Consider the following 21,279-nt stretch of genomic DNA (forward strand, 5'->3'; position numbering starts at 1 on the left):
GCTTGCCTTCTCTCCATGGAGCGGTTAGGGCCAACATATGACCGAGAAGCCTTCCATTTCATTGCCCGCCTTTCTGCCTGATCTGCCCATCCGGGAAGCATTGCCCGGCTTTCTGGCCGCGCTTGACACGGGGACACGGGCCGTGCTGATCGCGCCACCCGGTGCCGGTAAAACCACCTGCGTACCGCTGGCCTTGCTCGATCAGCCATGGCTTGCTGCCATGACGTCAGAGGGCAATGGCAAGATTATCATGCTCGAGCCGCGCCGTCTTGCCGCAAGGGCGGCGGCCCGTCGCATGGCACAGCTGCTTGGTGAGCCGGTTGGCAAGCGCGTCGGCTATCGGGTGCGCATGGAAAGCCGCATTTCCAAGGAGACCATCATCGAAGTGGTAACGGAGGGCGTCTTCGCCCGCATGATCGTGGATGACCCCAGCCTTGAGGGAGTTGCGGCGGTTCTGTTCGATGAATTCCACGAGCGTAGTCTTGATGCGGATATGGCGCTGGCCTTCACGCTTGAAGGGCAGGCGGCCTTGCGTGAAGATTTGCGCCTCGTGGTCATGTCCGCCACGCTGGATGGGGGGCGTGTGGCTTCCATTCTCGAAGGAGCGCCGGTTATCGAGAGCATGGGGCGCGCCTATCCGGTCGAGACCCGCCATCTGCCGCGCAAACCGCACGACAGGCTGGAAAGTGCCGTCTGCGATGCCGTGCTGCAAGCGTTGAACGAGGATGAAGGCTCGCTTCTGGTCTTCCTGCCCGGACAGGCCGAAATCCATCGCGTCGAGGATCGTCTGGCCGAGCGGCTCAAGAGGGACAAAGACATCATCCTTGCCCCGCTCTATGGCGCCATGGAAGGCAAGGATCAGGATCGCGCCATTGCATCGCCGCCAGAAGGCAAACGCAAGATCGTGCTGGCCACCTCCATTGCCGAAACTTCGCTGACCATCGATGGCGTCCGTATCATCATTGATGCTGGCCTTGTGCGACGTCCTCGCTTTGAGCCCAACCTTGGCATTTCGCGGTTGGAGACAGTGCGCGTTTCCCGCGCCAGTGCCGATCAGCGACAGGGGCGCGCCGGTCGCACCGAGCCGGGTGTCTGCTATCGTCTGTGGGACAAGGGGCAAACCGCCGCGTTGCCAGCCTTCGAGCCGCCTGAAATTCTTGAGACAGATCTCTCCCGCCTTGTGTTGGATCTGGCTCTTTGGGGCGAGAGTGACCCAACCAATCTCAGATGGCTGGATGAACCGCCCGCAGCCGGTTGGGCAGAAGCGGTCAAACTGCTGCAATCCTTCGGCGCGCTGGATGACGCAGCAGCGATCACGGCCCATGGCAAGGCGCTGGCCGCCTTGCCTCTGCCGCCACGGCTCGCGCATATGCTCGTCATGGCCCGCAAGGCAGGGGCTGAGGAACTGGCTGCGATGATGGCAGCACTGCTAAGCGAGGGGGGACGCTTGCGCCACAATGATATGCGCCGTCTGTTACAGGATCTCATCGCTGGGAAATTGCCGCGGGCAAGGGATATCAAAGCGCTGGCCAAACGCTGGACTGGCAAGAGCCGCGACAAGAGGGCGAATACTGAGGACGCTGGCCGCATTCTGGCGCTTGCCTATCCGGACCGGATTGCCATGCGACGCGGCGCCGAGGGGCGCTATCTGCTGGCTTCGGGCCGTGGAGGTGTGCTCCAGCCTGATGATCCGCTCAACGCGGAGACCTTCCTCGTTGTGGCCGATCTGCAAGGCGCTGCTGCCAACGCGCGTATAACGCTGGCTGCCCCCATTGCCCGCAAGGTCATCGAAGAGGAGTTCGCCGCTCTCATCCATCAGGAAGAAGCCATCAGTTTTGACCAGAATTCAGGAGCTGTTTCCGCCAAGCTGCAAACGCGGCTGGGGCGCATTGTGTTGGCCGAACAGCGCTTGAAAGAGCCCTCAGCCGACGCGATCCAGAAGGCGCTGATAGACGCGATTCGCAAAGGGGGGCTGCGGCTCTTACCCTTCACCAAGGAGCTTGAGCGCTGGCGCGGTCGTGTGCGCTTTGTTTCCGAGCGGGAAGATGGCTGGCCGGATCTTTCCGATCAGGGGTTGCTGGACGGGCTGGAAAATTGGCTTGCCCCTTTCCTTGCCGGCAAAATGGCGCTCTCGGATATCTCTGCCGGTGACCTTTCTGCGGCACTTAAAGCCATGGTGCCCTATGATCGGTTGGCTGCGCTGGAAACGGCACTGCCAACCCATTTTACCGTGCCCACCGGCTCGCGTATTCCCATTGATTATGCAGCTGAAAATGGCCCTGTTCTTGCCGTGCGCGTGCAGGAATTGTTTGGCCTTGATGTGCATCCGGCGATTATGGGCGGAAAGCTGCCGCTGCTGTTACATCTGCTCTCTCCTGCCCAGCGCCCCATTCAGGTGACGCGTGATCTGCCAGGCTTCTGGCGTGGATCGTGGAAAGATGTCAAGGCCGATATGCGCGGGCAATATCCAAAGCATGTCTGGCCGGATGATCCGATCAACACCGAAGCAACCCGCCGCGCCAAGCCCCGCAAATGATCCTTAGTGGTGGGAAGACCTGATAGCCGCTCATAGACATCAGATTTGCGCCAAAGGGTTAGTTATCAACAAATCATTTATGGCACGCTTGATAGCAAATCGGTTCTTGCTGTTCGTAAAATGAGAGCGGGGGTGAAAAAATCCCTCAAATTTATTCGGATTCGTATCACGATTTTTCAAAATGGCTCGTGTTTTTATCGCCAATTCTCTCTTAACAAGAGGCTGGGAAACGCTTTTTGCTTGCGGGGACTGATAAATGCAACAAAAGGCCTCATCCCGGTGGTGAAAAGCGAAGATTCTGGCTGCAAAGAGCATCAGACCGTGCAAGACTGTCCGCAATGTGTTGCAAGAGGCCCTCAGTTTGCCGACAAGTTGTTACGAATGGAACCGGTCGTTTTTCGACTTTATCGGTCTTCATGCTGCTTAAGCGCAATCCGGGGTCAGGGCAAAACATGATAGAACAACAGATCGTTGAAGCGATCGATTGAGCAATCGATACAGCATACCAATTAAAAGGGGTTAGACATGTTGCGTCAATTTTTCGGTGCTGCTGCACTGGCAACCATGATGGTTGTAGCACCTGCACTCGCTGCTGAAATCAAGCCTGCTGTGGTCTATGACCTGGGCGGTAAAAACGACCAGTCCTTCAACCAGTCCGCCTATAATGGTGCGGAAGCCTACCAGAAGGATACCGGCACTGACTATCGTGACTTCGAGATCCAGAATGATGCCCAGCGCGAACAGGCTCTGCGTCGCTTTGCCCAGCGCGGATATGATCCGATCGTGGCTATCGGTTTTTCTCAGGCTGAAGCCCTGAAGAAAGTGGCTCCAGAATTCCCGGATACGAAATTTGCTATCGTTGATATGGTTGTAGACCTGCCAAACGTGCGTTCGATCGTTTTCAAGGAGCATGAAGGCTCCTTCCTCGTCGGTCTTCTGGCAGCCAAAGCATCACAGACCGGCAAGGTCGGCTTCGTTGGTGGTATGGACATCCCGCTCATCCGCGCTTTTGCTTGCGGTTACAAGCAGGGTGCCAAGGCTGCCAATCCGGACATTGAAATCTTTGAAAACATGATTGGCACCACCGGTGCTGCATGGAATGACCCTGTGAAGGGTGGCGAGCTGACAAAATCCCAGATCGACCGTGGCGCTGACGTGATCTATCACGCTGCTGGCGGTTCGGGCGCTGGCGTTCTGCAGGCCGCAGCTGATGCAGGTAAACTGGGTATCGGTGTTGACTCCAACCAGAATGCCCTGCATCCGGGCAACGTCCTGACCTCCATGGTCAAGCGCGTTGATACCGCTGTTTACAATGCCTTCAAGGATCTGGCCTCTGACGACTGGTCTTCAGGCATCTATGTTCTCGGCCTGGCTGAAGATGGCGTGGCCTGGGCTGATGATGAAAACAACAAGGACCTGATCACCGATGACATGCGCGCAGCTGTCGATCAGGCATCCAAGGAAATCATTGATGGCAAGATCGTTGTCCACGATTACCGTGCCGACAACAGCTGCCCATTCTAAGTAGTTGACCCTGAAATGAAATGTGCCCCGTCCTCATTCCCGGATGGGGCGCATTTTTATTAGCATCAATAGCCAAGTGATCCCTTGGATCGCGAACTATCTACCAGCCGGCCGCGTCAGTGGCCCCTGAGTAACAAAGCCCACCCATACCACTGTGCCTTCGAGGTGAAGAGTGGGTCCCGGTTTCCCTGTCGGGCGGTCTGGTTAAAGACGCGCCCTGTAAGACAGGAATAGTCGGGAGGGGCTGATAATTGGGGAAGAGATCTTGCATCTGGACGAGAAAACAAAGGCGCAGGGCAACGATGGAACCGGGGCAAAAAGCGCCGGTGACGGGCAAAGCGAGCGCGTGCCCGCCATCCGTCTGGTCGGAATCGAAAAGCGGTTCGGCCCGGTTTATGCCAACAAGAATATCGATCTGAATGTCGCAAAAGGCTCCATTCACGGGATCATCGGCGAGAATGGCGCAGGCAAATCGACGCTGATGTCCATCCTCTATGGCTTTTATCAGGCCGATGATGGCGAAATCTATGTGAATGGCAAGCGAGAAACCATTCCCGATAGTCAGAAGGCCATCGCCATTGGCATCGGCATGGTGCATCAGCATTTCATGCTGGTTGATAATTTCTCGGTGCTCGAGAATGTGGTGCTCGGCGTCGAAGGTGGGTCCCTGCTGCAAAAGGGCGTGGACAAGGCGCGCGCCGAACTCAAGCGTCTGGCCGATGAATATGAACTCAATATCGATCCCGATGCCCTTATACAGGATCTCCCCGTTGGCTTGCAGCAGCGGGTCGAGATTCTTAAGGCGCTTTATCGGGGCGCTGATATCCTTATTCTGGATGAGCCCACGGGCGTTTTGACCCCGGCTGAAGCAGACCATCTATTCCGCATTCTCGGGCAGTTGCGCGATCAGGGCAAAACCATCCTTCTCATCACCCACAAGCTGCGCGAGATCATGGCTATCACCGATGAGGTCTCGGTCATGCGCCGCGGCGAAATGGTGGGGTCGGTGCACACCTCGGAAACCTCCGTTGAGCAGTTGGCTGAAATGATGGTTGGTCGCCATGTGTTGCTCAATGTTGAGAAAGGCCCCAGCAACCCGACCCGTGAAGTGCTCTCGGTTGAAAATCTGACGGTCACCGACAAGCGCGGCGTTGATCTGGTCAAGGATGTGTCCTTCAAGGTCTGCGCGGGCGAGATTGTTGGCATAGCAGGGGTCTCCGGCAATGGCCAGAGCGAGCTGATGGAAGCCATCGCAGGCATGATCACCGCCCGCTCGGGCTCCATCACGATCAATGGTGAAGTGACCACTAAGGCCGATGCGCTGGACCGACGCCATCGCGGCATGGCTCATGTGCCAGAAGATCGTCACCGCACCGGCCTTGTCACCAAATTCCCGGCCAAGGAAAATATGATCCTTGGCTATCAGGACCAGAAGAAATATGGTGAAGGCCTGTTTCTCGATCTCACTGCAATCCTGAAGGAAACGCAGGACTTCATGGTGGATTTCGATGTGCGTCCGCCCGATCCGCATTTGAAAGCGGCCAACTTTTCGGGCGGCAACCAGCAGAAACTGGTGCTGGCGCGCGAAATGGAGCGTGATCCGGATATCCTGCTCGTTGGTCAACCAACACGCGGGGTTGATATCGGCGCTATCGAATTTATTCACAAACGGCTTATCGAAATGCGCGATGCTGGCAAGGCTATTTTGCTGGTATCGGTGGAGCTGGATGAAATCCGCTCTCTGTCCGACCGTATCCTCGTCATGTTTGATGGCAAGATCGTCGGCGAGCGCCCCGCAGGCGCAAGCGAGCAAGAACTCGGCTTGATGATGGCTGGTATTGACGACCCGTCCGAAATGGGCTCCGACCCGATGGTCAGTGCAGAACTGGCCCGCGACAATACAGATGAGGCCCTCGTTGAAATGGCCAAAGGGGGTAAAGAATGAGCGCGCAATCTGAAAAGCTACCCCGTTGGGTCGATTATGGCCTGATCCCACTGCTCAATCTGGCAGCCGCCTTGCTGGTGTCCGGTCTGGTGGTATTGCTCATCGGTGAAAACCCGCTTGAAGCGGTTTATTGGCTGGTGCAGGGCTCGCTGGGCTATAGCGAGGGCATCGGCTTTACGCTCTATTACACCACCAACTTCATCTTTACCGGCCTTGCCGTTGCGGTTGCTGCCCATGCGGGCATGTTCAACATCGGCGGGGAAGGGCAGGCCTATGTGGGTGGTCTCGGGGTTACGCTCGCCTGTCTTGCGCTCGATCATTATGTGCCATGGTATGTGACATTCCCCTTCGCGCTCATTGGCGCGGCGGTGTTTGGCGCCGCATGGGCTGCCATTCCGGCCTATCTTCAGGCCAAGCGCGGCAGTCACATCGTGATCACCACGATCATGTTCAACTTCATTTCCTATTCGCTGATGGCCTATCTGCTGGTGCGTGTATTCAAGCAGCCCGGCTCCATGCAGCCGGAAAGCCGCACTTTCCTTGAAGGCGGCCGTCTACCCTTCATTCATGATGTGGCCGGATGGTTCGGCATCGAGATGGCCTCGTCGCCTCTCAATCTTTCCTTTGTGGTTGCGCTTTTGGCTTGTGTCTTCGTTTGGGCGCTCATCTGGCGCACGCGCCTTGGCTATGCCATCCGCACCTTCGGAACCAATCAGGATGCTGCTGTCTATGCGGGCATGAACCTTTCGCGCATCATCATCATCACGATGATGATCTCCGGCGGGCTTGCCGGGCTCATGGCGCTCAATGAGGTCATGGGCGCTCAGAACCGCCTGCTGCTGGATTATGTTACCGGCTACGGCTTTGTCGGCATCGCCGTGGCCCTGATGGGGCGGTCCCATCCGGTGGGCATCATCATGGCATCAATCCTGTTTGGCATGCTCTATCAGGGCGGCGCCGAGCTGGCCTTTGAAATGCCCAAGATCACCCGCGATATGATCATTTCTATTCAGGGTCTGGTGATCCTGTTTGCCGGTGCCATGGAGCATATGTTCCGTCCCGCGCTGGTGCGGATTTTCACATCAAGACATGATGATCTTGGACAAGAAGCGTAAGGGGGCGTGACCATGGATTTCTTTCAAACACTCATTCTTACGACAGATTCAGCCGTGCGCCTTTCTGTTCCGCTTCTTTTTGCCTGCCTTGCCGGGCTTTATTCCGAACGCTCAGGCGTCGTTGATATCGGTCTGGAGGGCAAGATGCTTGGCGGTGCCTTCGCGGCTGGCTGCGTGGCCGCCGTGACCGGCTCCGCATGGCTTGGGCTGCTGGCTGCCATATTGGTGTCCATTGGTCTGGCGCTGGTGCATGGCTTTGCTTCCATCACCCAGCGGGGCAACCAGATCGTTTCCGGCGTGGCCATCAACTTCGTTGCCAGTGGCCTCACCGCCCTGCTCGGGCAGGCATGGTTCAGCCGTGGCGGCAAGACACCGCAATTGCCCAATACGGCCCGCTTCAACGAAATCACCCTGCCGTTCACAGATAGCGTGCGGGGGATACCGGTGCTCGGGCCGATCTATTCGGATATCATATCCGGCCATTCTCTGCTGGTTTACGCCTCCTTCGTCGCCATTCCGCTGACATGGTGGGTGCTTTACCGCACGCGCTTCGGATTGCGTCTGCGCGCTGTGGGGGAAAATCCCGGTGCGGTGGATACGGCAGGTATCTCGGTTGCCTGGATGCGCTACCGGGCTGTTGTCATCACGGGTATTCTATGCGGTTTTGCAGGGGCTTATCTGTCCATTGCCCAGTCGGCAGGCTTCTCCAAGGACATGACGGCAGGCAAGGGCTTCATCGCACTCGCCGCTCTGGTCTTTGCCAAATGGAAACCCGTCAATGCGCTGGGAGCCTGCTTCCTGTTCGGCTTCCTTGATGCCGTTGGCATCCGCTTGCAGGGCACGCAATTGCCGGTTATCGGCGAGGTGCCCGTGCAGGCCATGCAGGCTTTGCCTTATGTGCTGACCGTTGTGCTGCTTGCTGGCTTTATCGGTAAGTCCATTCCGCCCAAGGCGAGTGGTGTGCCTTACACCAAGGAACGCTAGGAGAGACCCATGAGTGGGATGAGTGACAAGCCCATCGCTGTGACCGAAAAGACGCTGGCGCTTCTGACGCTGGCCACCAGCGCGCGCGAAAAGGCCCATGTGCCCTATTCGCGCTTTCCCGTTGGCGTTGCCTTGCGCACGCGCTCGGGCACGGTTCACACCGGATGCAATATCGAAAACGCCTCCTATCCGGAAGGTTGGTGCGCGGAAACCTCTGCCATCTCGGCCATGATCATGGCGAGTAACGAGGTGGCGGACAGCAGGGCGATCGAGGAACTGGTGGTGATTGCCGATCACACACCGCCCATTACCCCTTGCGGCGGGTGCCGCCAGCGGATCAGGGAGTTTGGCAGTCCGGACACCATCGTCCACGCTGCCGATCTGACCGGCATCAAGCAGAGCTTCACACTGGAAGCGCTTTTGCCTGCGGCCTTCGATCTGGAAGAAAACAGATAACCACACGTCAGGGGAAACCGGCCAAGGGCTCACACCTGCCGATACTGCATCGGCAAGGGCCGGATGACGTGACATTGAATTGCCACAGCATTGCATTACATTTCAATGCTCGAAACATGAGAGGGAGATGCGCACATGACCGTTATTGGTCTCGCTCAAGATGCAGCCAAACGTGTGCTGGAAAAAGTCGAAGGCCCTATTGAGGTCGGTATGGTTCTGGGTTCAGGACTGGGGGCCTTGGCCGATGAAGTGGAAGGCGCCGAGCGCTTTCCTTATCAGAGTTTGCCCGGCTTTCCCGTCTCCTCGGTTTCTTCTCATGCATCTGAACTGGTGGTCGGTACGCTGATGGGCGTCCGGGTTGCCATTCTGGCTGGCCGCGCGCACTATTATGAACATGGCGACGCCACTGTGATGAAGCAGCCACTGGCAACCCTTAAGGCTCTGGGCTGCGAGCAGCTTCTGCTGACCAACGCCGCAGGCTCCCTGCGCGAAGAGGTGGCTCCGGGGGAATTGATGCTGATCGATGACCATATCAACTGGTCTGGTCGCTCGCCGCTCATCGGCGTGGAAACGGATGATCGCTTTGTCGGGCTCACAGAAGCCTATGACGCCGAGATCCGCGCAGGCCTGACCCGTGCTGCGGCTTCTGCCGACATAAAGCTGGCGTCTGGCGTCTATGCATGGTTCTCCGGCCCCAATTTCGAAACGCCTGCCGAAATCCGTGCGGCCCGCATTCTGGGGGCTGATGCGGTTGGCATGTCCACCGTGCCGGAAGTCATCCTTGCCCGCTGGATGGGGATGCGCGTTGCGGCGGTGTCCACCATTACAAACTATGGGGCCGGCATGACCGGAACCGAATTGTCTCACGAAGAGACCAAGGAAGTCGGACCGATCGGCGCACAAAAGCTGATCAAGGTGATCCGCGCCTATTTGCAGGCATTGGCTGTCTAGAGCATCACGATCGTGATGCTTGGGGTGCCAGACTCTGCGGAGAATCCCTACTGGTAAAGAGAATAAAATGGAACAAAAACAACTGGCTCAAAAGGCCATCTCTCTGCTCGACCTGACCAATCTCAACGATGACTGCGATGATGCTGCCATCGAGGCGCTGTGTCAGCGCGCAAAGACCTTTTATGGCAACACGGCTGCGGTTTGCGTCTGGCCGCACTTTGTCAAAAAGGCAAAGGAATGCCTTGGTGGCACAACGATAAAGGTCGCAACAGTGGTCAACTTCCCCCATGGCGGGGAAGATCTGTTTGCCACGCTGGACGAAACAGCCAAAGCTTTGGAAGACGGGGCCGACGAGATCGATCTGGTCATCCCCTATGAGGCTTTTAAAGTGGGGCGTCGCGGCTTTGCCGAGACCATGGTGCTGAAGGTGCGAGAGGCTGTTCCCGCGCCAGCCAAGCTGAAAACCATTCTGGAAACCGGTGAGTTGCAGGATGCGGACATAATCCGCGCCGCCGCCGATATGGCCATTGAAGCCGGTGCCGATTTCATCAAGACCTCGACCGGCAAGGTGAAGACGAACGCCACCCCGGAAGCGGCTGAAATCATGATGGAGGCCATCGCCGAGAGCGGTAAGCCGGTCGGCTTCAAGCCCGCCGGAGGCGTCAGAACGCTGGAAGACGCTGGCACCTATCTGGCAATTGCCGCGAAATATATGGGCTCAGACTGGGCAACGCCGGATCATTTCCGTTTCGGCGCTTCTGGCGTGCTCGATGCTTTGCTCGCCACCATGCAGGGCCAAACCGCAAAGGCAGGAGACGGCTATTGATGCTGCCACAGGAAATCATACGCAAAAAACGGGACGGCGGCACGCTGAGTGCCGAGGAAATCGGCTTCTTTGTCTCGGGCATCACTGATGGCTCCGTGACCGAAGGGCAGATCTCTGCATTGGCGATGGCCGTGTTCTTTCAGGGCATGGAGCTGGACGAGCGCGTGGCACTGACATTGGCCATGCGCGATTCCGGCTCGGTGCTGGACTGGTCAGAGCTGGACGGCCCTGTGGTCGACAAGCATTCCACCGGTGGCGTGGGCGACAACACCTCGCTGATGCTGGCGCCAGCGCTCGCTGCCTGTGGTGCTTTCGTGCCGATGATCTCGGGGCGAGGCCTCGGACATACGGGCGGCACGCTGGACAAGTTCGATTCCATTCCCGGTTATGTCACCCAGCCGGACAATGCCCTTTTCCGCAAGGTGACAAAAGAGGTTGGCTGCGCCGTGATCGGCCAGACCGCAGATCTGGCTCCCGCCGATAAACGCTTTTACGGCATCCGCGATGTCACTGCGACGGTGGAAAGCATCCATCTCATCACCGCTTCTATCCTCTCCAAGAAGCTGGCGGCCGGGCTTGAGGGGCTGGTGCTTGATGTCAAATCCGGCTCGGGTGCCTTTATGCCAACCCATGATGAAAGTGTCGCGCTGGCCAAGAGCCTCGTGACCGTTGCCAATGGGGCAGGGGTGAAGACCTCCGCGCTTATCACCGATATGAACGAGCCGTTGGCGAGCGCTGCGGGCAACGCGATCGAAATGAAAAATGCGGTGCAGTTCCTGACCGGTGACGTGGTTGATCCGCGCAACTGGGAGATCACCGTCGCCCTTTGCGCAGAAATGCTGCTGATTGGTGGCATTGTTGCCAGCCGCGCGGAAGGCACAGAGAAGATAGAAGAGGCTTTCCGGTCTGGCCGTGCCGCCGAGAAATTCAGCGAGATGGTTGCCGCCCTTGGTGGCCCGACGGACTTCATCGAGAATATGGAAGATCATCTGACGCTTGCCCCGATGGTCGCCGACATCTACGCGCAGGAAGACGGCTTCGTTCAGGCTATCGATACGCGGGAAGTGGGCATTGCCGTGGTCGAGCTGGGCGGTGGGCGCATCCGCGCAGCTGATCCAATTGATCATTCCGTCGGTTTCGACGCGCTCGCAGGACTTGGCGTTTCTGTTGACGCCAACACGCCTATCGCGCGCGTTTATGCCAATAGTCAGGAGCAGATCGAAAAGGCAACCGCCCGCATTCGCTCTGCCTATCGCATCGGCGAAAAGGGGACGGAGAGCAAAACCGTCTATGACATCATCGATCAATGATCGATCATGCAAAACAAAAGGTCGAGCGGCGGTCGGGAGGCTCCTGCCGCTCCCTTTCCTGAATTATAAGATAAAGGGGGTGTCTCATGGCACGCGCATTCATTCTGGTTCTAGATTCCTTCGGCATCGGCAACGCGCCGGATGCGGAAAAATTCGGCAAGCCGACCTCCGACAAAGGCTCGGATACGTTGGGCCATATCGCCAGTGCCTGTGCACGCGGTGAGGGCGATAAAGAAGGTTTGCGTTCCGGGCCTCTGAGCCTACCAAATATGGACCGTCTGGGGCTTGGACTGGTCGCCCAGAAGGCAACGGGCAGCCGGCCCGCCAATCTCATCGACGAAGGGGAGCCAAAGGGGCTTTGCGCCAACGCGGTCGAGGTTTCCATCGGCAAGGATACGCCCTCTGGCCACTGGGAAATCGCCGGTGTGCCGGTGCCTTTCGATTGGGGCTATTTCCCAGAAACACAGCCGACCTTCCCGCCGGAAATGACCAAGGCCTTTCTGGAGAAAACAGGCCTGCCGGGTATTCTTGGCGACAAGCATGCCTCCGGCACGGTGATCATCAACGAGTTGGGCGAAGAGAGCATCCGCACCTGCATGCCGATCTGCTACACCAGCGCTGACTCGGTTTATCAGATCGCAGCCCATGAAGAGCATTTCGGGCTGGATCGCCTCTATGAAATTTGCGAAATCGCCTTCGATCTGGTTGCCCCATACAATATTGGCCGCGTCATTGCCCGTCCGTTCATTGGTGAGACACCCGCCGATTTCGAACGCACCGGCAACCGTCATGACTATTCGGTTCTGCCACCGGAGCCAACCTTGCTCGACCGAGCCAAGGATGCCGGTCGTCAGGTGCTGGCCGTTGGCAAGATCTCGGATATTTTCGCCGCCCAGGGAGTGACGAAAAAGATCAAGGCCACGGGCAATCCAATGATCTTTGATGAGACGCTGAAGGCCATCGCCGAGGCCAAGGACGGGGATCTGGTCTTCTCCAATCTTGTTGATTTCGACATGCATTATGGCCATCGCCGTGATGTGTCCGGCTATGCGGCTGCCCTTGAATATTTCGATGGCCGATTGCCCGAGTTGGAAGCTGTGCTTCAGCCCGGTGATCTGGTGGTGCTGACCGCCGATCATGGCTGCGACCCGACATGGCAGGGCACAGACCACACCCGCGAGCAGGTGCCGGTTCTAATGTTCGGGCCGGATATCGCAGGCCGCTATGCCGGTCAGCGTAACACCTTTGCCGATATTGGCGAGACGGTGGCCGAGCATCTGGGGCTTGCTTCGGGCAAGCATGGCACATCCTTCCTCAAAGCTTGATCAAGGACCTCGCGCATGTGGAGAGCGATGCTTCTTAAATCTTGTCTCACTCTGATGGTCGCAGCATACAGCGCTTCTGCAGCACATTCAGATGGCAGGGCAGATGGCAAGGGAGATGGTGAGAGCATACGGTCCATGATGCAGACAGAGGCAAGCGCCTGCCCGACGGATGCCCAAAAAGCGGGGGCGGACCTCTGGCCCATGGCCGATGGTTTCGGGCGGCAGATGAGCCGCCTTAAAGGCAAGCATCCATGCGGGCAGTGGCTCGTCTGCGAGCGCACCTATCCGTCCAAACGCTGGCAATGCCGATGGGAAAATGACACCAAGGGCTCCTGATGGAGCCGCCCGCATGCAAAGAGATTGAACAAGAAAACAATGATGCAAGCAAACTCCGCTCCCTCTGGCCAGAGGCTTTTGAAGGCCGAATTGCATGTCCATATCGAAGGCGCCGCACATCCCGAGCTGGTGCATAGGCTGGCCGAGCGCCATGGCAAGAATCTGGATGCCTTCATGCGTGAAGATGGCAGTTATATCTGGTCTGATTTCACCAATTTTCTTGAATGTTACGACAAGGTGGCCGCAGTCATCTGCACGCCTCAGGATTATGCGGATCTGACCGAAGACTATCTGCTACGCAACGCTGCTGAAGGCTGTTTCTACACTGAGTTTTTTCTTTCGCCCGATCATGTGGCGCTGCTCGGCATGAGCTATGAAAATCTGCTTGAAGGCATAAGTGAAGGCTATGAGCGTGCCAAAGCCAAGAGCGGCAAAGCAGGCTTTCCGATCGACGCGCGCTTTATCGTCACCTGCTTACGGCATATGGGGCCGGAAGCTGCCATAGAGGTTGCTAAGCGCGTGGTCGCCACGCCCCATCCGTTGGTAACAGGCTTCGGCATGGGCGGCGATGAACGCCTCTATAGCCAGCGAGCGTTCGCTCCGGCCTTTGAAATTGCGCACGATGCAGGCCTTGCCTGCACCACCCATGCGGGGGAATTTGGTGGACCGGAAAGCGTGAAAGATGCGCTCGATCATCTGCCTGTCATACGCATTGGCCATGGGGTGCGCTCCATTGACGACCCCGATCTCGTCAAGAGACTGGCCGATGATGCCATCTTGCTGGAGGTTTGCCCCCATTCCAACGTGGAGCTTGGGCTTTATTCTTCGCTCAGCAAGCATCCGCTCAAGGCCTTGATGGAGGCAGGAGTGCTGACAACCCTCTCATCGGATGACCCGCCCTTCTTCTCCACCTCCATTGGCAAAGAATATGATGGTATGCAGGCCGTGACCGGGTGGAATGACGCCACCATGCTTGGCTTTACCCGTCGCTCGCTTGACGCCGCTTTTGTGGATGAGGAAACCAGAGCCAGCCTTTTGGCGCGTCTTGAACCGGTTACGTGAGCGGGTGATATCAACACCCTCGGCCATATAAGGGACGCTTGTTCAGCTTAAGGCCAGAATCCGGTTCATCATTGGACATCCATTTGACTCGGTTGCTTGCTCTCAAAGCGCGGCTTAGGCTAAAAGAGGCAAAATTGCACCATAGATCAAAGGAATCGGGCCATGCAGCAGGTAACTGTCGTCGATCATCCGCTTGTTCAGCACAAGCTCACCATCATGCGGGACAAGGACACGTCCACGGCATCCTTCCGCCAGTTGCTGCGGGAAATTTCCCACCTGCTCTGCTATGAAGCAACGCGTGAGCTGGAAATGACCACCAAGATGATTGAAACGCCGCTCATGGAAATGAAGGCGCCAACTCTTTCCGGCAAGAAACTGGTGTTCGCCTCTATTCTGCGCGCTGGTAATGGCCTCTTGGAAGGCATGCTGGATCTGGTCCCTTCTGCCCGTGTGGCCCATGTTGGTCTTTATCGCGATCCGGTGACGTTTGAAGCGGTTGAATATTATTTCAAGGCACCTGAAGATCTGGAAGATCGTCTGGTCATCGCCGTTGACCCGATGCTGGCAACGGCCAACTCGGCTGTTCTCGCCATCAATAAGCTCAAGGAACGTGGTGCTCAGAATATCCGCTTTGTTTCTCTTCTGGCAGCACCTGAAGGCATCGAAGCCTTCACCGAAGCGCACCCCGATGTGCCTGTGATCACCGCAGCCATCGACAAGAAGCTCAACGAGAAGAATTATATTCTTCCCGGTCTTGGCGATGCGGGCGACCGCATGTATGGCACCAAGTAAGCATTTGCTTGCTGCATGATTGAATAGCAACAAGAACAAGGCCTGAATTCAGGCCTTGTTTACCATGCGCATTGAAAATGATGCGCGAGACGCGCGCCTTTAACGGCTTTTATTCTGAAATTTGCCATGTTGGCACCGGTTGTCGAAACCGGAGTTTTCTTTATCATGGCGCGTCTTATTTTCATGGCCATCGTCTTTGTTGTTCTTGCCACTCTGCTGCCGGGAGTGGCAACCGATTGGCTTGTAGCGAATGGCTATATGGACAGCCGTGATGCTTCCGTCCTTCTCAACACATCCTCAGCAGACAAGAGCAGCAAGACAACCAACTATAATGGCGTCAATCGCGTTGTACTAAAGCCCGGCCCAGGTGGCCACTTTTTTGCTCAGGCCTATTTCAACAACAAGACCGTGCGAACGCTGATTGATACGGGAGCCAGCACTGTTGCGCTGACCCATGAAGATGCGCGGCGCATAGGCATTCGCCCGAATGAAGCCGACTATAAGGAGCCAGTGCGGACGGGGAATGGCGTGCAGTATTATGCCCATGCACGGGTTTCCAGCGTAAGGATCGGACAGGTCAGAGTGCGCAATCTCGATGTGCTGGTTGCGCCAAAAGGAGCCCTCAGTGTCACGCTTATGGGGATGAGTTATCTGCGAAAGCTCCAGACCATCCGGGTTGAGCGAGGTCGGCTCATTCTGGAGAACTGACCCCGGCCCGGCGATCCTACCCAGCGCTCAATCACGTCTAGATGGCAAAGCCATACTTGCGCAGATCTTCAGCCAAACCGAACGGGCTTTTGAAATGATGCGCATGCATGCCAATGGAACGCGCCGCGTCGATATTCGGCATGGTGTCATCAACAAACAGGCAATCGGCTGCTTCCAGATTGTTGCGCTCCAGCAGAATATGAAAAATGTCGGTACCCGGTTTGACGGTTTTCTCCTCGCCGGAAATCACGATATCGCGGAACTGCTTGAGGGTGGGAAAGCGCTCCTGACATTCCCGGAAGGTGTCGCCGGCAAAGTTGGTGATCGCATAGAGCGGCACATTCATTTCCTGCAAGCGTTCCTTAATGAGTACGGTTCCGGAAATGACGCCCGGCACCATGTCATGCCAGCGCTCTCTGAAGGCACGGATTTCTTTTTCATAGCCGGGGTGTGCCTTGGTGAGCATTTCTATGCCTTCTGCCCAATCTCGGCCAAGATCCTGCTGCAAATTCCAGTCATGCAAGCCTGTTTCCGCAGTAAAGGCATCGATTTCTTCCTTGCTGGCGAAAAAAGATTCGTAGAGATAGTGCATGTCCCAACGGATAAGGACATTACCAACATCGAAAACCACAATGGATGGATTCTGTGACATGTGAGGCTCGCTATTCATCTGGCGTGAGTGTACGAAGGGTATTGTATTTGATCCGGGTGATTTATCACCACAAGATGTAGATTATATGATTCACACAAATCCTTGCTGGGGGATATTGAATTTCGATGTTGAATTCCGTTTCTGGCTGTTTGGTCGCATGTCAGCGTCCGTTTGGTGCATTGATCGGCATATGTGTTATGGCAACCCTATGCCTGGTCATGATGGGGGCCCCGAAGGTTAAGGCACAACAAGCCGTTGAACGTCACATGCTCGACACGCTGGGCAGCGATATGGCAACCAAACCCAGTGCCAGCTTCCCCATGACGCAAAGCGATGTGCGCTCCACGGATAATGCGCTTCAGCCGCTTCCTTCAGGAGAGGGGAATAGCACGCAAGTCAGTCCATCGATCACCCAGCTGGACGAGCCAAACACCGTTACGCTTCTAGACGACAAGCCACCATTGCGAGTAGGTCTGATCTCTGAGCAGGGCGCAAGCTATCTACAGGCGCGCATAGAGCCCTTCCGTCGCTATCTTCAGGAGAGCCTTTCAAGACCGATCGAGATTGTGGCCTACACCTCTATGCGTTCGCTTATGGCAGCCCATATCGGGCGACAGGTGGATTACTCCATCTATCCGGCCAGCATCTTTTCAATGGCCTATGCATCCTGCGGGTGCCTGACGCCAATGGTCGCGCCCATTTCCCGCGAGGCACCCGATGGCATTTATATGCTGCTGCTCGTTCGTGGCGCCAGCGGCATCCAGAATCTTGCCGATCTATCCGGGCGCTCCATGGCCTTGTCTTCCAAGGATGGCGCAATCCCCTTCTACATGGCGATGAATGAACTCAAGAAAGCGGGACTGAACCCCGAGCGGGATCTCGACTCTCTGGTTGGCAAGGATAGCCCGGATGAGGCTCTTGAACTGCTTGATGAAGGGGCCGTTGATGCCGCGTTGGTCTGGTCGACTACGCCTTACAACCAGAATATCTTCTCCAGTGAAGGAGCCGTTTCTGCTTATCTGCAAAAGAAGCATGGAGCCAGACAGGCGGACATCAGGCCCGATTTTCTCTCCATCTGGCATTCACCGGCCATTCCGGCAGGCCCACATGTGATCCATAATGAAGTGGACAAGCAGACCCGGGCAGATCTGATCAATGCGCTTAAAGAGATGAACCAGCACGATCCGGAAGCCTATGATGCGATTGAGCGGCGCTATGGCGGCGGCTTTAGAAGCGTCAGCCTGCAGGATTATGAACCCCTGATCGAAATTGCCACTGCGCGCTGATCGGCAGTATCTAACATCGGGAAGCGCAGGGGCCGCAATGGCTCCTGCCTGTGACGGCGCTATTTGCAAGATATCTCTTCAGTATTTCTGGGAGAGAATATAGCTGTATCCCTGAAAGTCATATCTCCGATGCCCGTGGTGACACCATAGGCCGAGAACGTGTCGGAAAAAGAGAGATAATCCACTTCGGCTGCCGTCATGATATAAAAGCGTTCGGCCACGCGCATACCCGTAGGCAGCGTAGAGGCATCAACCGGCGCAGAGCCATAGCGGCAAATAACATCGAGATTGCTGTTTTTGTCCACTTTGACTGCAATCATGCCGATTCTATGGGTGAGATTATCGTAGGGATACAGGATCTTCTCTGCGATATCGCCAAACGTGGTCCAGTCAGACGCGGTAATCTCGGAATCCTGTGTCGCCAGGTTGGCAATCGAAGTGGCAAGATTGGAATTCTTACGGCTGACCATGATGGCCTGAGTGAGCTCCCAAGTGCCAAGTGCCAAAAAAACCATCAATGGCAGGATGATGGCAAACTCAATTGCAGACACACCCTGTTGATCTCTGGAAAAGCGGCCGAGCTGATCCCTAACCTTGGAAAGAAGTCTGTTTGTCAATGCCTGCATGATGGGATGTCCGAAATTCAAGGATCGAAATAGGGCTCGCGATAGGCTTTATTCGAAAGGCTCGTTACGAAAGACTTCGACAGAAGACAAAATGAATTCTGGTGCCGTCCCGCTATTCAAAAGCGCAAACAACTCGCTCATGGACCCCAGAGGCAAATAGGTTTTCACAATGACATAATCATTGGCATCTCCCGGATCATAAGTTTCCTGCGAGCTGTCCAGCTGCCCGTTATTGGTCGGGGCGTCCGTATCAAGCTGGGAGAGGTCCGGATCGCTGGTCACATCAACGACCAGTTCACTCAGGCAAGTGGCTTCCGGAATAAGAACGCCACTGCAAACCATTTTCTTGAAGTCATTCTTGGAGAGGTCCACGGCCGCGACTTCGCCTGTCCGGATTTTCCGTCCGGCCTGCTGTGCGGCATCTTCAAGAATGGTTGCGTTGAGATAGATATAGCCGATTGCCAGCAGCGAATAGAGAAATGCAAAAAACGGGGCCGCCAGCAAGACAAATTCAATCGTGGTGGCGCCTTCTTCATCGCGGATAAAGGCGTGCCTGAAGGACTGCTTGTTTCCAAGCCCGATCGATTGTTTGGTAAAAAGGCCGTCTTTCAAGAACAGTCTCATTGGGAGTTCCTCTATTCAATGGCGCTGCGCCGAAGAGGACGGAAGAAAACCGAGCAGCCATGCAGATGGATCTGGTATGCTGCGAAAAACTCTCTCATATGCTTCGGATAACGCGCAGAAACACTGCCAGAAAAGCCTTTACGAATGATTGGTAAAACTGGTTAATCGCGAGGATCTAGCGCCTGATGCGGATCTCCTACTCAAGATTTGGGGCGGGGTCGCCGCCTTCGGAAAGCTGGCCACGGGACTGAATGGATGTGTTGAGCTCTGCCAGCTTGTCTTTCTGGTCACCAACCCGATAAACCGGCTCGCAATCGGGTGAGCAATGCAGGGTGAAGCGATCTGTGCCCTTATAGATAACGACATTGCTGTCCATTGCGGAGGACACGCTCAGAATTTCGTCGGCAATCGGCTCACCTTCAGCGTCCAGCACAATGAGGTTGGTTGTACCATATTGCTTGCCGGTGATGATCAGGGTCTGGCTATCCTTGATGGTGGCGTCTGCAATGGCAGGGTTTCCGATAATCACCATGGAAGCGGCGCGGGATACGCGCATAACTTTGGCCCGGTCCACTTTCACGTCGATCATGGGATAGGACTGGTCTGCCAGCGCGGTTTGACCCATTGACAAAAAAACGATTGCTAAAAAAGCGAAGGACGCTTGGGCGAATTTCATAATCTGTCTCCATGAGGCAGGCCGCCAGCACTCCTTTTGGAGGCAAGCCTTGTTCAGCTAAAGATGGAAAAAAATGGTGAAGGAAGCTTTAAGAGCAGAAAAGCGCAAGGATTGGCTAGCTGTGCTGTGGCACAAAAACAAGTGTGTCAGACCCGTGATTTAGCAAAAATGGAAATAGAATTTGAGTATTTTTTATATTAATAAGTTATTAGGTATGATTTTTCTTTATAATACAATGTATTTATAAATATTTATCAGAGTTGTTCTGTTTTGTGGGGTTGTGGTTTGTTGATTTTTTCGAAGTGATTTCTTAACCAAGAATATTATTCAGTTGGTTTAGCTATTGGTTTACCTATTCATTTAACGTGATGGAAAGAGTTATTCGATAAAACTGACATCGTTCCAATGATGCAATAAAAACGCGACAAGCGCTGATTGTTGGAGCAAGAGCTGTCAAAAATGTGGAATATTAGGAGTCCAAAATGAACAAGTTTACTCACTTTCTGAAAGACGAATCTGGCGCAACCGCTATTGAATATGCCCTTCTTGCTGGCCTCATCGGCGTAGGCATCATGGCTGCTGCCTCTACTCTTGCTGGCGGCGTATCCACGCTGATGACCAACGTTGGCAACAAGCTTTCCGGTATTACCCTGCCTTAATGGCATGACATTTCAAGGTATGGAGCTTGCGCTTTTCTCAAAAGAAAGTGCAAGCTACGATACAAAGGAAGGCTACCTGCGGGTGGCCTTTTCTTTATGAATTATCCAGGAAATACAATTGATTGGTAATATTTCTCTGGTAATTTGGTCCAAGTCGGGCGTGTTGCTTGAGAAGACTGCGAGGGAAGAGTTGTCTCACCCTCTTTGAGAGCATGGGGAAGGATGAAAGCATGATGGATTTTGTTTTTGGCTGGGGTCTTGTTCTGTTTGTCCCACTGGTCTTTGCCTATGCAGCCAGCTCAGATCTTTTCAGCATGCGTATTTCCAATCGTCTTGCCCTTGTTTTTCTTGCTGCTTTTCCCGTTTTTGCCTATGGCACTGGCATGGGCTGGCAGGATGCCTTCGCGCATCTGGGTGTTGGCGCTATCACGTTCGTCGCTGTTTACTTGTTATGGATGTTTAAATGCATCGGTGGTGGCGACGCCAAATTTGCAGCCGTTGCCGCGATCTGGATGGGACCGGAACTGACCATCATGTTCTTCGCGCTCACGTCCATTTACGGGTCCATCATGGCCTTTGCCTTTATCCTGATGCGCTCGCGTTTTCTGCCCGCCTTCATGGTCAAGATGGATTGGGCCATGCGTCTGCATTCGGTCAAGCGTATTCCCTACGGTTTGGCTCTCGGCGCCGCCGGGCTTCAGCTCTATTCAATCTCTGATTGGATGGATGCCGGTATTCGCCTTGCGATTTCTTGAGGATCGGCATTTGTTCGATAGGAAATTCTTCCAATAGATGCAGCACGGAATACCGGTCTTCTTCATAGAAGGGCGGTTTTCTTTCTTCTACTCTTGAAGTTATAAAATATTCACGTAACCAAGAACCCTCC

Annotated in this window: 20 protein-coding genes and 1 pseudogene; 17 read left to right on the plus strand and 4 right to left on the minus strand. The window is 55.4% G+C overall.

Going from position 1 to position 21,279, the window contains the following annotated elements; translation table 11 throughout:
- Window positions 1–37: 37 nt before the first annotated feature.
- The 14 genes and pseudogenes from hrpB to BM258_RS05570 all read left to right on the plus strand — a co-directional run bounded on the left by hrpB (window position 38) and on the right by BM258_RS05570 (window position 15,870).
- The gene (hrpB, locus tag BM258_RS05500; protein WP_090069790.1) at window positions 38–2,536 is read left to right on the plus strand and encodes an ATP-dependent helicase HrpB; all 2,499 of its coding nucleotides are present in this window, start codon (window positions 38–40) and stop codon (window positions 2,534–2,536) included.
- A gap of 525 nt (window positions 2,537–3,061) precedes the next feature.
- A complete protein-coding gene (locus BM258_RS05510) occupies window positions 3,062–4,060 on the plus strand; it encodes a BMP family lipoprotein (protein WP_175527934.1) in 999 nt (332 codons plus the stop codon).
- Between the two features lie 346 nt (window positions 4,061–4,406).
- Window positions 4,407–5,900: pseudogene (locus tag BM258_RS05515) on the plus strand (ABC transporter ATP-binding protein); the annotation flags it as partial.
- 101 nt (window positions 5,901–6,001) lie between these two features.
- Window positions 6,002–7,120, plus strand: coding sequence for an ABC transporter permease (locus tag BM258_RS05520; protein ID WP_090069794.1), 1,119 nt, complete (start codon window positions 6,002–6,004; stop codon window positions 7,118–7,120).
- A gap of 12 nt (window positions 7,121–7,132) precedes the next feature.
- On the plus strand, window positions 7,133–8,104 hold the full coding sequence (locus BM258_RS05525) for an ABC transporter permease (protein ID WP_090069796.1): 972 nt from the start codon (window positions 7,133–7,135) through the stop codon (window positions 8,102–8,104).
- A gap of 9 nt (window positions 8,105–8,113) precedes the next feature.
- Window positions 8,114–8,560 carry a cytidine deaminase gene (cdd, locus tag BM258_RS05530; RefSeq protein ID WP_342029350.1) on the plus strand — a complete coding sequence of 149 codons (447 nt, stop codon included), beginning with the start codon at window positions 8,114–8,116 and terminating at the stop codon, window positions 8,558–8,560.
- Window positions 8,561–8,695: 135 nt separating this feature from the next.
- Window positions 8,696–9,511 carry a purine-nucleoside phosphorylase gene (locus tag BM258_RS05535; RefSeq protein ID WP_090069800.1) on the plus strand — a complete coding sequence of 272 codons (816 nt, stop codon included), beginning with the start codon at window positions 8,696–8,698 and terminating at the stop codon, window positions 9,509–9,511.
- Between the two features lie 67 nt (window positions 9,512–9,578).
- A complete protein-coding gene (gene deoC / locus BM258_RS05540; protein WP_090069802.1) occupies window positions 9,579–10,337 on the plus strand; it encodes a deoxyribose-phosphate aldolase in 759 nt (252 codons plus the stop codon).
- Window positions 10,337–11,647 carry a thymidine phosphorylase gene (deoA, locus tag BM258_RS05545; RefSeq protein ID WP_090069804.1) on the plus strand — a complete coding sequence of 437 codons (1,311 nt, stop codon included), beginning with the start codon at window positions 10,337–10,339 and terminating at the stop codon, window positions 11,645–11,647. The genes deoC and deoA overlap by 1 nt, the downstream gene beginning before the upstream one ends.
- Before the next feature lie 86 nt (window positions 11,648–11,733).
- Window positions 11,734–12,972, plus strand: coding sequence for a phosphopentomutase (locus tag BM258_RS05550; RefSeq protein ID WP_090069806.1), 1,239 nt, complete (start codon window positions 11,734–11,736; stop codon window positions 12,970–12,972).
- Between the two features lie 27 nt (window positions 12,973–12,999).
- Complete coding sequence (locus BM258_RS05555; RefSeq protein WP_090069808.1) at window positions 13,000–13,308, plus strand: hypothetical protein; 309 nt, start codon at window positions 13,000–13,002, stop codon at window positions 13,306–13,308.
- 39 nt (window positions 13,309–13,347) lie between these two features.
- Window positions 13,348–14,370: an adenosine deaminase gene (add, locus tag BM258_RS05560; protein WP_244544602.1), complete on the plus strand. Its 1,023-nt coding sequence runs from the start codon at window positions 13,348–13,350 to the stop codon at window positions 14,368–14,370.
- A gap of 162 nt (window positions 14,371–14,532) precedes the next feature.
- Complete coding sequence (gene upp, locus BM258_RS05565) at window positions 14,533–15,162, plus strand: uracil phosphoribosyltransferase (protein ID WP_090069810.1); 630 nt, start codon at window positions 14,533–14,535, stop codon at window positions 15,160–15,162.
- Window positions 15,163–15,288: 126 nt separating this feature from the next.
- Window positions 15,289–15,870, plus strand: coding sequence for a retropepsin-like aspartic protease family protein (locus BM258_RS05570; RefSeq protein ID WP_090069812.1), 582 nt, complete (start codon window positions 15,289–15,291; stop codon window positions 15,868–15,870).
- Window positions 15,871–15,907: 37 nt separating this feature from the next.
- Here the strand turns inward: BM258_RS05570 and BM258_RS05575 are convergent, their stop codons facing one another.
- On the minus strand, window positions 15,908–16,522 hold the full coding sequence (locus BM258_RS05575; protein ID WP_090069815.1) for an HAD family hydrolase: 615 nt from the start codon (window positions 16,520–16,522) through the stop codon (window positions 15,908–15,910).
- A gap of 197 nt (window positions 16,523–16,719) precedes the next feature.
- Here BM258_RS05575 and BM258_RS05580 point away from each other — a divergent pair, with 197 nt between their 5' ends.
- Window positions 16,720–17,808: a phosphate/phosphite/phosphonate ABC transporter substrate-binding protein gene (locus BM258_RS05580; protein WP_175527936.1), complete on the plus strand. Its 1,089-nt coding sequence runs from the start codon at window positions 16,720–16,722 to the stop codon at window positions 17,806–17,808.
- A gap of 59 nt (window positions 17,809–17,867) precedes the next feature.
- On the opposite strand, the gene BM258_RS05585 is transcribed toward BM258_RS05580, so the two are convergent.
- From BM258_RS05585 to BM258_RS05595, 3 genes are all read right to left on the minus strand, one after another.
- On the minus strand, window positions 17,868–18,434 hold the full coding sequence (locus BM258_RS05585; RefSeq protein WP_090069819.1) for a TadE/TadG family type IV pilus assembly protein: 567 nt from the start codon (window positions 18,432–18,434) through the stop codon (window positions 17,868–17,870).
- 48 nt (window positions 18,435–18,482) lie between these two features.
- On the minus strand, window positions 18,483–19,058 hold the full coding sequence (locus BM258_RS05590) for a TadE/TadG family type IV pilus assembly protein (protein ID WP_090069821.1): 576 nt from the start codon (window positions 19,056–19,058) through the stop codon (window positions 18,483–18,485).
- A gap of 196 nt (window positions 19,059–19,254) precedes the next feature.
- Entirely contained in the window at window positions 19,255–19,683 is a 429-nt protein-coding gene (locus BM258_RS05595; RefSeq protein WP_244544622.1) for a pilus assembly protein N-terminal domain-containing protein, read from the minus strand.
- 533 nt (window positions 19,684–20,216) lie between these two features.
- On the opposite strand from BM258_RS05595, the gene BM258_RS05600 reads away from it, so the two are divergent.
- The gene (locus BM258_RS05600; RefSeq protein WP_090069825.1) at window positions 20,217–20,393 is read left to right on the plus strand and encodes a Flp family type IVb pilin; all 177 of its coding nucleotides are present in this window, start codon (window positions 20,217–20,219) and stop codon (window positions 20,391–20,393) included.
- 230 nt (window positions 20,394–20,623) lie between these two features.
- Window positions 20,624–21,148 carry an A24 family peptidase gene (locus BM258_RS05605; RefSeq protein ID WP_175527937.1) on the plus strand — a complete coding sequence of 175 codons (525 nt, stop codon included), beginning with the start codon at window positions 20,624–20,626 and terminating at the stop codon, window positions 21,146–21,148.
- Window positions 21,149–21,279: the final 131 nt, after the last annotated feature.

Origin of the sequence: Cohaesibacter marisflavi (assembly GCF_900115225.1) — a bacterium.
Classification (GTDB): Bacteria; Pseudomonadota; Alphaproteobacteria; order Rhizobiales; family Cohaesibacteraceae; genus Cohaesibacter; species Cohaesibacter marisflavi.